Raw genomic sequence first — 13,417 nt, 5'->3', positions numbered from 1 at the left:
AAGGGCTTGCGGACGGCTATCGTCGCTATCTGGACAACCAGTTGCGGGAGCGTTTTGGTCTATCGGGCGTTCCGGTGCGCTGGAGCTTCCGAAAGCAGGAGAATCCCTATCGACGTGAAGGGGAGGGGTGACGGGGGGCAGGTTTTCCCGGAATCGCGAAAAGAACAGACTCAGCATGTCCTGTTTACGGGCCAGGAAGTATGTCTGGTTGCGTTTAAAACAGATCTGGTTACCCGGATCTTCCATGAAGGCGATATATATATTATAAGTATCCAGGATATAGAGGGCGATATATTCATTATTTTTTCCAAGAAACAGCATCCAGCCATACCGTTCATTTTTCGCCCATGGGGGCGGGAAGGTGATATTCCGGAACGGCAGATGACCGATTTCCGTTTCCAGCGCGTGACTGTCAAACAAGGAGTTTGGCATGATCAGGCACATGGTTTCCCAATCGAAGTCGGTGAAGGCGGCGAAGGGCAGTTTATGGTTGCGCCACTCGACCTGTTTCACCCGGTCCAGGATGGTTTGGGGCAAGGCGCGACCGGGGATGTTCAGGAAATAGCCGAAACGGGTGGCGAATGGAATTTTATCCAGCGTCGGAATGATGAACAGAGTTAGAATAAAGAGAAGCAATATATTTCTTATAGTCTTATAAATAAAAAACCATGTTTCATAATATTTACTTTCTTTGTGTTTATCATAAAATAGTATTTTATATATGATTAAAAATAAAATAGCATATTTTGTTATCGCGATATCCAAAAATGAAAGAATATATTCGAACATGGCAATCCTGTTTCGCCATTCATACGAATTGAAAGAGATGCTCCGCCTGCCTGGTGGAGGAGAGGCGGAGCGTGCCAGACACAATCCCTTTTTGGTTTGCCTGTCGGCTCAGGCAGCCTGGTGCCAATGGCTGGCTACCAGAGTCGCCACTTCCTGGGGATGTTGATCGAGAGCCTGGGACCAGGAGAGACCGCCGTGTTCGGCGCCAAACTGGGCCATGGCTTGAATCAGCAAATCAACCTGGGTGTTGAGCAGAACCTGGTCGCCGGCGAGAAGACGTTCTACCTGGGCTGTGCCAGTCAGGTTCCAGTCGGTCACCTTGACGGCATCTCCAACGCCATAACGCAACCACAGGGAGGTTGGATCCTTTTCCAGGATGATATCGCCTGGAGTGAGGCCGGTGGCAAATTCAATCGTGTCAACACTGCCGCTCAGAGAGCCTTTTTCCACGATTTCATCCTGCCCGTCCCCTCTGGAAAAGCGATAACGATCTCCCGACCAGGTGCCGCGCAGAAGGTCGTTGCCGGAATCTCCCTGGTAGAAGTTGCCCAGGCTGGCATAATCCTGGCTGCCGTAGATGCCGCCCAACGTATCGTTGCCGCTTCCACCGTAGAGTTGATCGGCACCGGAACCGCCATCGAGCATATCGTTTCCGTCGCCGCCGTTCAGCAGGTCATCGTCGTAACCACCGCTGAGACTATCGTCCCCGGCGTCTCCGTAGAGAAGGTCGTTGCCGCTCTGTCCATACAGAGTGTCGTTTCCGCCCAAGCCGTGCATGGTGTCGGTGTAATTGTCGATGCCATTCAGGGTATCGGCCTGCTCGGTTCCGGTCAGGTCGAGTGCCATGTTTTCCAGAGTGGGGATGTCCCAGACGGTGCCGTCGGCGAAAGCCACCTCCTCGATCTTGGAACGGTAGGAGGATGAGGAGAACCAGAAACTGACGGAGAGGGTGTCACCCGTGGCGGTGAGGACGAGTTTCAGGGAAGTGCCATCGCGGCTAACGGAGACATCCGAGGTGGAGAGACCGGGAGCCAGTTCGATGCGATCGGTGTTGTTGGCGGCGGTGGAAGTGCTGCCGCCAAAATAGTCGGTGATGGTGTCCAGTCCGTCGCCGGAGCCGAAGTGGTAGACATCGCTGTAAAGGGAGCCCCGCAGGGTGTCGTTGCCCGCGCCACCCCAGTAGTGGTTGCCCCGGTAAATGGTCCCTTCCTGAACGAAACCGTAATAGTCGTTGGAGCTTTGATTACCCCCCAGAATATCGTCTCCATTGCCTCCGATGAGTTGGTCGCTGCCGTTGCCGCCGTCGAGGGTGTCGTTGCCGTTGCCGCCGTACAGTTGATCGGTGCCGCTGCCCCCGTCGAGGGTGTCGTTGCCGTCTCCACCATCGAGGATGTCGTCCTCGCCACCGCCATAGAGAGCGTCATTTCCCGCTTCACCATAGAGGAAATCGTTGCCGCCTTGACCATAAAGCGTGTCGTTGCCGCCCAAGCCGTGCATGGTGTCGGTGTAATAATCCACCCCGTTCAAGGTGTCGGCCTGCTCGGTTCCGGTCAGGTTGAGTGCCATGTTTTCCAGAGTGGGGATGTCCCAGACGGTGCCATCGGCGAAGGCCACCTCCTCGATCTTGGAACGGTAGGAGGGGGAGAACCAGGAGGTTACGGAAAGTGAATCCCCCGTGGCAGTGAGAACAAGCTTCAAGGAAGTACCATCATGCGTGACGGAGACATCGGAGGTGGAGAGACCGGGAGCCAGTTCGATGCGGTCGGTGTTGTTGGCGGCGGTGGAAGTGCTGCCGCCAAAATAGTCGGTGATGGTGTCCAGTCCGTCGCCGGAGCCGAAGTGGTAGACATCGCTGTAAAGGGAGCCCCGCAGGGTGTCGTTGCCCGCGCCACCCCAGTAGTGGTTGCCCCGGTAAATGGTCCCTTCCTGAACGAAACCGTAATAGTCGTTGGAGCTTTGATTACCCCCCAGAATATCGTCTCCATTGCCTCCGATGAGTTGGTCGCTGCCGTTGCCGCCGTCGAGGGTGTCGTTGCCGTTGCCGCCGTACAGTTGATCGGTGCCGCTGCCCCCGTCGAGGGTGTCGTTGCCGTCTCCACCATCGAGGATGTCGTCCTCGCCACCGCCATAGAGAGCGTCATTTCCCGCTTCACCATAGAGGAAATCGTTGCCGCCTTGACCATAAAGCGTGTCGTTGCCGCCCAAGCCGTGCATGGTGTCGGTGTAATAATCCACCCCGTTCAAGGTGTCGGCCTGCTCGGTTCCGGTCAGGTTGAGTGCCATGTTTTCCAGAGTGGGGATGTCCCAGACGGTGCCATCGGCGAAGGCCACCTCCTCGATCTTGGAACGGTAGGAGGGGGAGAACCAGGAGGTTACGGAAAGTGAATCCCCCGTGGCAGTGAGAACAAGCTTCAAGGAAGTACCATCATGCGTGACGGAGACATCGGAGGTGGAGAGCCCTGGAGCCAATTCGATGCGGTCGGTGTTGTTGGCGGCGGTGGAAGTGCTGCCGCTGAAAGAATCGGTGATGGTATCCTGTCCATCACCGGAGCCGAAGTGATAGACATCACTGTAAAGAGTGCCAAGCAGGATATCGTTGCCCGCGCCACCCCAGTAGTGGTTGCCACGGAAAAGGTTTCCTTCCTGGACGAAACCGTAATAGTCGTAAGAAAGCTGATAACTGCCCAGAATGTCGTTTCCGTCTCCCCCGAAGAGCCAGTCGCTGCCGTCGCCCCCGTCGAGGGTGTCGTTGCCCACTCCTCCCGAAAGAACGTCGTTGCCGCGCAGTCCGTTCACGGTATCATTCCCGTCTTTGCCGAACAGGAACTCCCCATTGTCCGTTCCGGAGAGAGAATCCCCGGAAACGCTGCCAAGAAACGTTGGCTCTCCGAATTGCCCGAGGAGAGAAACCCAGGGGGTGGAGGAGAGTCCGCTTGCAAGAGCAGCTTCCGTATCGCCGGGGGAGAGGCCGGATTCCGCTGACAGGGAGCGCAAGGCGGGTATCGTGGTATGCCAGAAAGCAAGCTGGGCATCGATCTCTTGGGGAGCGATCTCCTGCAAGCGGGTCAGAATCGTGCCGAGAGAATCGGTGAGGGGAATGGCGTCCTGCATCCAGAAGAGGGGGGAATGGGGCATGGCGGGTAAAAGCTGGGCCTGAAAGAGAAAACGGGCCAGATAGCCGTTCAACAGGGTTTGCCAGGCGTCGTTGAGTTGCGCCGTGGCGGAACCGGCAGGATTGCTGTTTCCGCTTTGCAGGAAGTTCTGCGCGGTGAAACGTTCCAGCAGGGTGAGCTTGCGGGCATCGAAGGCCGGTCCCCGACTGGTGGGGTCGAGGCCATCCACCCCGCCCCAGCGGAACAGAATGGTTTCCATACGGGAAGAGGCGTCCGTCATCTGGTTGAGAGGCAAGGAGGCGAGATCCTGCACCATCTGCAGAAGCGAGGCATCGGTACTCATGGCTTCCGTCAAGGTCTTGACCGTGCCGTAGCCGCGCAACAGGGGCAGACGAAAGGCTTCATCCCGGATTTCGATCGAGCCTGTGTAACGGCTATAAAGGGGATCGGTGGCGAACCAGACATCCCCCATGCTGCCGGAAGAGCCGTCCGTGCGGGTGAAGGAGGAGAGAGCGGCGACCACGTTGCCCTCCAGGGAGGAGCCATTCAGGACAAAGGATCGGTTCAGGGAGGAGACTCCGGCTTCGGTGAGGGTTTGCAACTCTCCGGTGTCGCTGTTGCCATCCCCGTCGAGATCCCGCCAGATGCGCAACTGGGCAAAATCGGCATCAGTTGCGTCGATGAGCCCATCCTGGTTGCTGTCGAGAGTGGCCAGACTGGCAAAGCCGGGAGCAAAGCGGTAAGGGTTGTTGGGATCGGGGGCGCCGGGCGTCAACTGGGCCAGTTCGGCTGCGGAAAGGTGGCTCTGGTCGCCGAAAAGTTCGCTCGAATCCAGAATGCGCCCGTCCCCGTTGCGATCCCAAGCCAATAGCCCATCATCCGGGTTGATCCAGCCGGTGCTTTCGGCGAAGAGATTGCCGTCCAGATCGAAGTAGGCCTTGTTGCTTGCGACATTGCTCAATTCCAGCCCGTCTCCGTCCAGGTCAAGGACCAGAGGGGACAGGTAGGGCAGCAGACTGGCGGAATGGAATTTTTCCAGGATCATGCGCCCGAAAGAGATATTTCCAGGAGTTGGCTGCATCCAGGGCAAGCTGGACATGACCTTGTCAAAGGCTTTGTCGAGACTTGAAACGGACTTTTTCTCGGAAATAAGTTGGCCAACATCGGAAACCTCGTTTGAGGAAGGTGGCGTGTGAAAGACGGTGCCGGGGGGAAGTTGATCGCCCGGATTGAGAGATTGAAGATCTGGATTGATGGCGTCGAAGATGTTCTTTGCTTGCTGTGGTGTAATATTGAGTTTAATGGCAATATCGCTGACGATATCGTTGATCGTTTGCCCGGATTGAGATTCCTCGGCGATATCTGTTGCATCGCCGCTGGCATTGAAATCGATTTCCTTGCCATCGGGCATATAGATGGTGCCTGATCCATCGCTGCGAGTGACGATGACAATATCGTCATCCATAGTGTCCGGTGATCGGGACAAGACGACGGTTTCATCCCCGCCGGGGGTTGTAACAACTTTATCCCCGTTTGGACAAAATTTTAAACACGGTCCGTTGGTTTTGGAACGCCATTCGATACTGCCATCGGGAAGGGCGACAATTGTTTCCTCCGGAGATGTGGCGATGGGTAGATCATCTACCCAGGGCCAGTTAAGTCCGCGACCGTCTGTCCATAAGTCAGCAATTTGTTTGGTTACGGCACTGGCCATGGCAAGAGCTGGGCTGAGGCCGTAATACATATTGCCTAGAAGAGTTCGGAGATTTTGTTCTATTTCATTGAAAGGCAGGTTGTGGAATGTTTGTTGTATATTGGCCCACGAACCTTCATTACCTTTGAAGGTCTCAGGGCCACAAATAAGACACCATAATCCTGGGCCACCTAGATTACCAAGTGGGGTGCCAGTCCAGGCCGAAATATTTAATTCTGCCTTAACATACGCATCTTTATGGTATTTTTCTATGGTTTCAACGTCGATAGGGTATCCAAAATTTTCTACCCTGGCATCAAAGTCGCGAGTCATTATATCTTTCATCAATTTATCAGAATCGATATTGCTCCAATTCGGGTTTATCTCATGAGCTGCTACCTCAAGATATAGGTTTGCAGTAATACCAAGGAATCGTTCTATTGTCGTTCCAACGTCACCGTTAGTAGCGGCTGGAGCGGCCAGTAGGCCATAGCTGTGTCCAGCTTGAGCAAGGATATTATAATAGGCAGCTGAATTGCCGGTATTCTTGGCATGTTCCATAGCGGTCAATTCAGTCGCTGTTAACTTGCGTGCAGTCATGGTTAGTCTCCTCAGGTTGGGTTATCAATCAGAAAAGATTCTAAAGTTGAAATAATAAAATATTTAATCATAAAATAATCTTTCATATTTTTCTTTAAAAATGAAAAATCCACCTCAATATTATAAAATAATATATCGCTATTGCATGATAGATTTTTAGTAATACTGTCGATACGATCATCTCTTCGACATGAAATAATCTCCTTTTCGCTTCCTGATGAAATCGTCAAAATTTCGTCATTATCATTATGATCGTGACTTTTGTGATAGTACACTTCTATGTTATTTTCAAGTCGATATCTAAAAACGGTTTTCCCTTTATTTGCCATATTTTGTACTAACTGTCTGGCGATATATGTCCCTCTATAATTATCCTGGATCAGAACAGTGATAGTGCTTTCTATGTCGTATTGTACAAAGTCAAGTCTATTCCTTGTATGCCTTCTAAGGTGATGTGGAAGTTTAAAATGGAAAAGATAGGAATGGGACTGTAGTGGTTTGTTTTGAGATGGATGATGGGATGCAGAAAATCGCGCCGGGAAACGAAATGCATGGTTACCCAGATGCAACTGGTACGTCTTGACCGACAAATCACGGTGTGGGTCCAGGTAAGTCAGCGCTGCATCCCAGGCATACCTTCCATAGATTATCAAGAGCAGGACAAGAGCCACGGTCCATTCCAGTGTGGTTTTCAGACTCGGAAGATGGGGTTTCGGCAAAGAAAGTCTGTCCTTGCTGAAGCCGAGCAGCCTTCGGAGAATCCAAATCGGATAGATCATGAAGGCCAGGGACATGGCAACTTCCAGAAGACGCGAGAGTAGGCTTTCTCCATGTGATATGGGCATTGAGTCACATTTCCTTATTTTGACTGCCAATGTGGTAAAATATGGTAGCTTTTGTCCACTCTTGTCCTGCAATGGGTTGAGGGGTGTTTCGTTCACTCACGGGCTGTTGCCAGACTTGTTGCCGGGCGGTGGTTCAGACCATCCGGGATCGACCATAGGGGAATCGTTCCACTCCAAGGCGGTTGGAATGGGAAAGCCGGGTACTCGGTCAGATGTTCTGGAAAAATAGAGATGCAGTTTTTCCTGCTTGTCGGCGATCAGGAAAGCGTGGTCCCGTTTGAAGCAAACCCGATTTTTCGGATCTTCCGCGAAAGACACGGTGTAGTCCTTGTCCCTATCCAAAATATGAAGATTCGCGTATTCATTGTCTTTGCCAAGGAAGAATAACCAACCATATCGTTCCTGGTCGGCCCACTCTGATCGAAATTCAATTTTCTCAAAGGGTAAAGGGCCGGTCTCCATCTCCACCATGTGGCTGTGGGCATGGGAATGAGGCATGATCAGGCACACTGTTTCCCATGGAAAGTCCGTGAAGGAGGCAAGGGATTGTTTTTCGTGCTGCCAGGGGAATTGCCGGACCCGTTCCAGAAAGGTTTGAGGTAAGGCAATCCCAGGGAGGAAGTAGTATCCAAGAGTGTTGATATACGGCAGGTGCTTCAGAGCGGGATACAAAAATAGAAATATCAATGCGAGTAATATTACATCTTTGAAGGCGTTATATAGACTCTGCCCGTAAATGTATAACATGTTAGAAGATTTTCCATAGAAAAATAACTTAAAAATTACCATATATACGAATATAAACAAAGGAATGTCAGATGAGAACACCCACATAAAGAAAAGACAGGCAAGATGGGCTGGATGAATCATTGTCCTCCCCTGTAATTTGTTTGCGACTAAATTATCTTTATTGTTAATTTTCTGCTTTGTGGGCAGCATCGTTCCAATCTGGTTTAACTGTTGGAGCCATGGTATCCAGGTACATGTTGGATATAATACCCAAAAATCGGTCAATTTCAGTGCCTGCATCTCCATATGTCGCCGCAGGTGCTGCCAGAATAGCATAGCTGTGCCCGGCATTCGCCAGGATATTGTAGTAGGCGGCAGCATCGCCTGTTTGCTGGGCGTATGATAAGGCGAACATCTCTCCAGAAGTCAATTTTCTTGCCATGGTGCTCATTGTTGTACTCCGGTGTGTTGTGATGCGTCGATAAAGGACTGTAATGATGATGTAATGTAGCTCTTGATTTCGAAAAATTCTCTTAAATAGTCTATCGGAAAGCTAAATTCAATGTCGATATTTTTGAATAATATATAGCATTTGCAGTGTGGGTTGGATTGAGATCTTGTTTTAATTCCGCACGAAAGTGTGTTGTGTTCCGTGTTTGTTACGGTCAGTATTTCGTGATCGCTGAGAAGTGGATCCCGGTTGTGAAAATAGACATTTGTGCCATTATCATATAGTGAGCGAAGAGTGCCTCTGTTCTTAACTAAAGAATTGATGTGCTTTCTTGGCTGATAGCTTCCTCTATAGTTGTCATTAATACCAACAATTAGTCTTCCTTCGGTTCTGAATTTCATATAATCGCCAACATTCATAATGTGCTTTCTAATATAAATGGGAGTAGGAAGGGAAAAATAGAACACATGTCTAATATAATACCTATTTAACGGAGTTGGATCTTTATCAATAAAAATTGTCGGAAACGTAAATTTAATTCCTTTAAGGTACAATACGGAAGTATCCGTTGAAATAGGCAAGGGGGGCTTGGTTAAATCGTCGGCCATTTTCCAGATATTCAGCGACGCCAGGGGAAGCCAGATGGCCAAGGCGACCAGCCAGGCCCGACGTGGTGTTCTCCAGGTTGCCGGTTCCTCACTCATGGCGAACGCCTTCCCTCTGGGAAGTCTTGTTCTTCGGACTCATCGCCGACATCCCCCTGGGCGTTTCCTCGGAGCAGGATGTGCGGGGGACCAAAACCCCCTGGGTTCCGTTTTCCCTCGGTTTTCCCCCGTTCCCCTGGGGCAGACCTGCTCCCGGTTTCCAAGACAGGTACAGATAGGTATTTCCTGTCCAGATCCTGCCATCACCCCTGCTGCTGCGCCTTGTCAGAGCTGCCGATTATGGATAGGTCGTACTGAAAAAACTCCAGACTCACAGTCTATGACATTCTTTTATCACTTCATATCGCTGCCTGGAATGAATTTTTTGCAGGCCGTTTGAATTTTTCATGGACATTGGAGGGAAACAGAAGAAAAATATCCCAAGAAGGAATAAATAACATACATAATAAAATTTTAACAAATATTATATGTATGTGCGGCAGCCGAATTCACAGGAAAAATTTAGACAATAATTAAGAAAAATCTATAGCAAGAACAGGCCGTTATGATATTGCTTCTTGTATAGTCTACTTTATTTCCTGGTAGGCTCCTTGTCTAAATTATAATAGTAAAGTATATGACCCTGATTGTCGTGTAATGAGGCTTTGTCGTGCGTGAGTCGAATCCTTCCATTCCAGAAGAGCCCGATACCGGGTTGGCCTGCCTGCTGACGGCCATGCGTCTGGCGGGCTTGCCCGCCGATGGCCAGCAGTTGCGCCATCGTTTCGCCCCGCCGGGGGGCATCCTGGGCGAGGTGGAGCTGCTGCGTTGCGCCAAAGCTTGCCAGTTCAAGGTTCGCAAGGTCTCCACCACCTGGGAGCGTCTCGCCAAAACCCCGCTGCCCGCCATGGGTCGCCACCGGCGCGGGAACTGGTTTCTCATCCTCGGCTACCAAAACGACAAGGTGCTGCTTCATGACCCGCTGGAATGCAAACCCCTGCTTTTGCCGCAGGAGATCTTCGAACCCTCCTGGACCGGGGAGCTGATTCTGTTGGCCCATCGCGCCCAGCTGGCCGGGCCGCAACGTCCTTTCGACATCACCTGGTTCATCTCTCCGATGGTCAAATACCGGCATCTGCTGGGGGAAGTGCTGCTCTCCTCCTTCTTCCTGCAGCTGTTCGCCCTGGTTTCTCCCCTCTTTTTCCAGGTGATCATCGACAAGGTTCTGGTGCATCACGGCCTGAGTACCCTCCATCTGTTGACCTTTGGCCTGGTCTCCATTGCCCTGTTCGAAACCATTCTGGGTGGTTTGCGTACCTACATCTTCTCCCACACCACCAACCGTATCGATGTGGAATTGGGTGCCCGACTCTTCCAGCATCTGCTCAATCTGCCGTTGGCCTATCACGGGGTGCGCCGCGTGGGGGATACCGTGGCTCGGGTGAGGGAGTTGGAAAATATTCGCCAGTTCCTGACCGGAAACTCCGTCACTGTGGTCATCGACCTCTTTTTCACCTTCATTTTTCTGATCATCATGTTCTTCTACAGTCCGTTGCTGACGGCACTGGTGCTGGGGGCGGTGCCTTGTTACGTCCTGCTCTCCGTTCTGGTGACGCCGGTGCTGCGCGCCCGTCTGGACGATAAGTTCCGTCGTGGCTCCGAAAATCAATCTTTCCTGGTGGAAGCGGTAGCCGGCATGGAGACCATCAAATCCCTGGCAGTGGAACCCCAGATGCGCCGGGATTGGGAAAATCAGCTGGCCGGGTATGTCGCGGCAGGGTTTCGTGCCGCCAATCTCTCCAATATCGCCAGCCAAACCGCCCAGGCCATCAACAAGCTCGATACCGCCCTCATCCTCTGGTTCGGGGCTTATCTGGTTCTGGACAATCGGTTGAGTGTCGGGGAGCTGGTGGCTTTCAACATGTTATCGGGCCGGGTCAGCGGGCCGATTCTGCGTCTGGCCTCTCTGTGGCAGGATTTCCAGCAAACCCGCATTTCCCTGGCGCGGCTGGGTGACATTCTCAATGCCACGGCGGAGCCGCACACCGACAGTCCGGGTCGGGCCTCCCTGCCTCCTTTACGGGGTCATGTGCGTTTTGATCATGTCACCTTTCGCTATCGGCTGGACGGGCCACCCGTCATCTCACAACTTTCCCTGGATATTCCCGCCGGGCAGGTGGTGGGCATCGTGGGCACCTCCGGTTCCGGGAAGAGTACTCTGACCCGGTTGTTGCAGCGTCTCTACGTACCGGAAGGGGGGCGGGTACTGGTGGATGGGGTGGATCTCTCCCTGGTCGATCCCGCTTGGTTAAGGAGGCAGATTGGGGTGGTGTTGCAGGAGAATTATCTTTTCAATCGCTCCGTGCGGGCCAATATCGCCCTGGCGGATCCGGGATTGCCCATGGAACGGGTGGTGGAGGCGGCCAAATTGTCGGGTGCGCACGAGTTCATTCTGGAGTTGCCTCATGGTTACGACACCATTTTGGAGGAACGGGGAGGGGGACTTTCCGGGGGGCAGCGACAGCGAATCGCCATTGCCAGGGCGTTGGTGACCGATCCGTCCATTTTGATTTTTGACGAGGCTACCAGTGCTCTGGATTACGAGTCGGAGCAGATCATTCAGCACAACATGCAGAGTATTTGTGAAGGACGCACGGTGTTTGTCATAGCGCATCGCTTATCCACGGTGCGGCAGGCGCATCGTATTATCACGTTGGAGGGAGGGCGGATTGTGGAGGATGGCAGTCATCGGGAATTGCTGGTGGCCCAGGGGCGGTATGCCAAATTACATCGCATTCAGGAGCAACACTGAAAAAGAATAAATAAAACTGCCTTTCAATATATTATCTTATAGAAAGTAAAAATAAAATATTCTATCCTTTAACTTTATTTGTTGTTCTTTTTCATAGAAATTTCTTTAACATAAAAAACAGAAAAGCTACGTCAAAGAATAGAACATTTTCTTTTTTTACTTTCTAAAGGACAAAATATTAAAAGGAAAACGGATGCTTTCCTCCCTTCACCGACACTGGCAGGTCTATCTTGCCGCCCGTTTCCTGGAACGCAACAACCCCCCGTCGCCACGTCTGCCCCACGAGACCGCCTTCCTGCCTGCCGTTCTGGAGATCACCGATTCCCCACCCTCTCCGGCAGGTCGCTGGACCAACTATACCCTGATGATCCTCTTCCTGGGGGCGCTGATTTGGTCATGCGTCGGAGAGGTCGATATGGTGGCGGTGGCTCAGGGACGCATCATCCCCAGCGGACGGGTCAAAAAGGTGCAACCCCTGGATCCCGGCATCGTTCGGGAGATCCTGGTACAGGAAGGCAGCTTTGTCAGACAGGGAGATCCCCTTATCCGGTTGGATGCCACCGAAAGCCACGCCGATACCGAGCGCCTGAAAGGAGAATGGCAGGAAGCACGTGCCGAACTGGCCCGCTGGGAGGCGTTAAGTCAGGATCCTCCACGGCGCGACTATGCCGCTCCGGAGGGAATTTCTCCTGAAACGGCAAAACGTCACAAACATCTTCTGGAGAGTCAATGGAGCCAACATTTGGCTCAACTTGCCGCGTTGGAGGCGGAACGCAGCCAACAGCAAGCCCGTTTACGGGCCATCGAGGTGGAAATCCGCAAGCTGGAGGCCATTCTGCCCTTGGTGAGCGAACGGGCCAAAGCCAAGGAGATCTTGGCCAAACAGGGCAACGCAGCCCGCATGGACCATTTGACTTTGGAGCAGGAGCGCATTGCGGCGGAGGAAGATTTGCGGGGCAAGCGGCACAATCGGGAGGAGACTCTGGCGGCGATTGAAACGGTTTTGCGGCGTCGCAAGCAGTTGGAGACCCAGTTTGCTCAAACCGCCTGGGAGAAGGTGGTGGACGCAGAGCGTCAGACGGCCGTTTTGCAGCGTGAGGTGGAAAAGGCTCTGCAACGCTGGGAACGCTGTCTGTTGACTGCGCCGGAGGAGGGGATTGTGCAGCAATTGCAGGTTCATACTCCGGGGGGGGTGGTGACTCAGGCTCAAGAGTTGATGTGGATTGTTCCATCCCGTGAAGGGGTGGAAGTGGAAGCCATGGTATTGAACAAGGATGTGGGTTTTGTGCATCCGGGGGATGAGGTGGTGCTTAAGGTGGAAACCTTCAACTTCACGCGCTATGGCACGGTTTCTGGCAAGGTGCGTCATTTGTCGCGGGATGCGGTGGAGAAGGAGCAGGTTGGGTTGGTATATCCGGTTCGGGTGAAGATGGATCGGGAGGTGATTCAGGTGGAAGGGGAAGCAGTACGACTCAGTCCGGGAATGGCGGTGGTCGCGGAGATTTCGTCGGGCAAGCGGCCTTTGATTGCCTATTTGCTGTCGCCGATTTTGAAGACGCTGAAAGAAGGTTTCCAGGAAAAATAAATATTATTCTATCTTTTTTATATTTTATCTTTTAGAAAGTAAAAAATGAAAATGTTCTGTCTTTTGACTTTTTTGATAAAGAGAAGATTGAAAAAAATATTCTAGGGCGTGTTGACATTTAACAATTTTATCTTATCATATTCCCATTTATAGCAG

10 protein-coding genes are annotated in these 13,417 nt (G+C 52.1%); 5 read left to right on the top strand and 5 right to left on the bottom strand.

Features of this window, described 5'->3' with window-relative positions; genetic code table 11:
• Positions 1-131, top strand: a 131-nt coding sequence (locus tag HQL56_12635; protein MBF0310365.1) for a hypothetical protein, incomplete at its 5' end; no start/stop codon positions are given.
• On the top strand, positions 115-621 hold the full coding sequence (locus HQL56_12630; protein ID MBF0310364.1) for a hypothetical protein: 507 nt from the start codon (positions 115-117) through the stop codon (positions 619-621). The genes HQL56_12635 and HQL56_12630, both read left to right, overlap by 17 nt.
• Positions 622-897: 276 nt before the next feature.
• On the opposite strand, the gene HQL56_12625 is transcribed toward HQL56_12630, so the two are convergent.
• Positions 898-5,001, bottom strand: a complete 4,104-nt coding sequence (locus tag HQL56_12625; protein ID MBF0310363.1) for a hypothetical protein — start codon at positions 4,999-5,001, stop codon at positions 898-900.
• Between the two features lie 93 nt (positions 5,002-5,094).
• On the opposite strand from HQL56_12625, the gene HQL56_12620 reads away from it, so the two are divergent.
• Positions 5,095-5,328, top strand: a complete 234-nt coding sequence (locus tag HQL56_12620) for a hypothetical protein (GenBank protein MBF0310362.1) — start codon at positions 5,095-5,097, stop codon at positions 5,326-5,328.
• A gap of 878 nt (positions 5,329-6,206) precedes the next feature.
• Here HQL56_12620 and HQL56_12615 read toward each other — a convergent pair.
• The 4 genes from HQL56_12615 to HQL56_12600 all read right to left on the bottom strand — a co-directional run bounded on the left by HQL56_12615 (position 6,207) and on the right by HQL56_12600 (position 8,924).
• A complete protein-coding gene (locus HQL56_12615) occupies positions 6,207-6,989 on the bottom strand; it encodes a hypothetical protein (protein MBF0310361.1) in 783 nt (260 codons plus the stop codon).
• A 147-nt stretch (positions 6,990-7,136) separates the two neighbouring features.
• Positions 7,137-7,910: a hypothetical protein gene (locus HQL56_12610; protein ID MBF0310360.1), complete on the bottom strand. Its 774-nt coding sequence runs from the start codon at positions 7,908-7,910 to the stop codon at positions 7,137-7,139.
• Positions 7,911-7,953: 43 nt separating this feature from the next.
• The gene (locus HQL56_12605) at positions 7,954-8,220 is read right to left on the bottom strand and encodes a hypothetical protein (protein MBF0310359.1); all 267 of its coding nucleotides are present in this window, start codon (positions 8,218-8,220) and stop codon (positions 7,954-7,956) included.
• Positions 8,217-8,924, bottom strand: a complete 708-nt coding sequence (locus HQL56_12600) for a hypothetical protein (protein MBF0310358.1) — start codon at positions 8,922-8,924, stop codon at positions 8,217-8,219. Before HQL56_12600 ends, HQL56_12605 begins: the two co-directional genes overlap by 4 nt.
• Positions 8,925-9,555: 631 nt before the next feature.
• Between HQL56_12600 and HQL56_12595 the strand changes: the two genes are divergently transcribed.
• Both HQL56_12595 and HQL56_12590 read left to right on the top strand, forming a co-directional pair.
• Positions 9,556-11,676: a type I secretion system permease/ATPase gene (locus HQL56_12595; protein ID MBF0310357.1), complete on the top strand. Its 2,121-nt coding sequence runs from the start codon at positions 9,556-9,558 to the stop codon at positions 11,674-11,676.
• Positions 11,677-11,869: 193 nt separating this feature from the next.
• Positions 11,870-13,261 carry an HlyD family type I secretion periplasmic adaptor subunit gene (locus HQL56_12590; GenBank protein MBF0310356.1) on the top strand — a complete coding sequence of 464 codons (1,392 nt, stop codon included), beginning with the start codon at positions 11,870-11,872 and terminating at the stop codon, positions 13,259-13,261.
• Positions 13,262-13,417 lie beyond the last annotated feature (156 nt).

Source organism: Magnetococcales bacterium (genome assembly GCA_015231925.1).
GTDB lineage: Bacteria > Pseudomonadota > Magnetococcia > Magnetococcales > JADGAQ01 > JADGAQ01.
The sequence above is the reverse complement of the archived record's forward strand: the minus strand, read 5'-3'. Positions and strand labels throughout refer to the sequence as shown.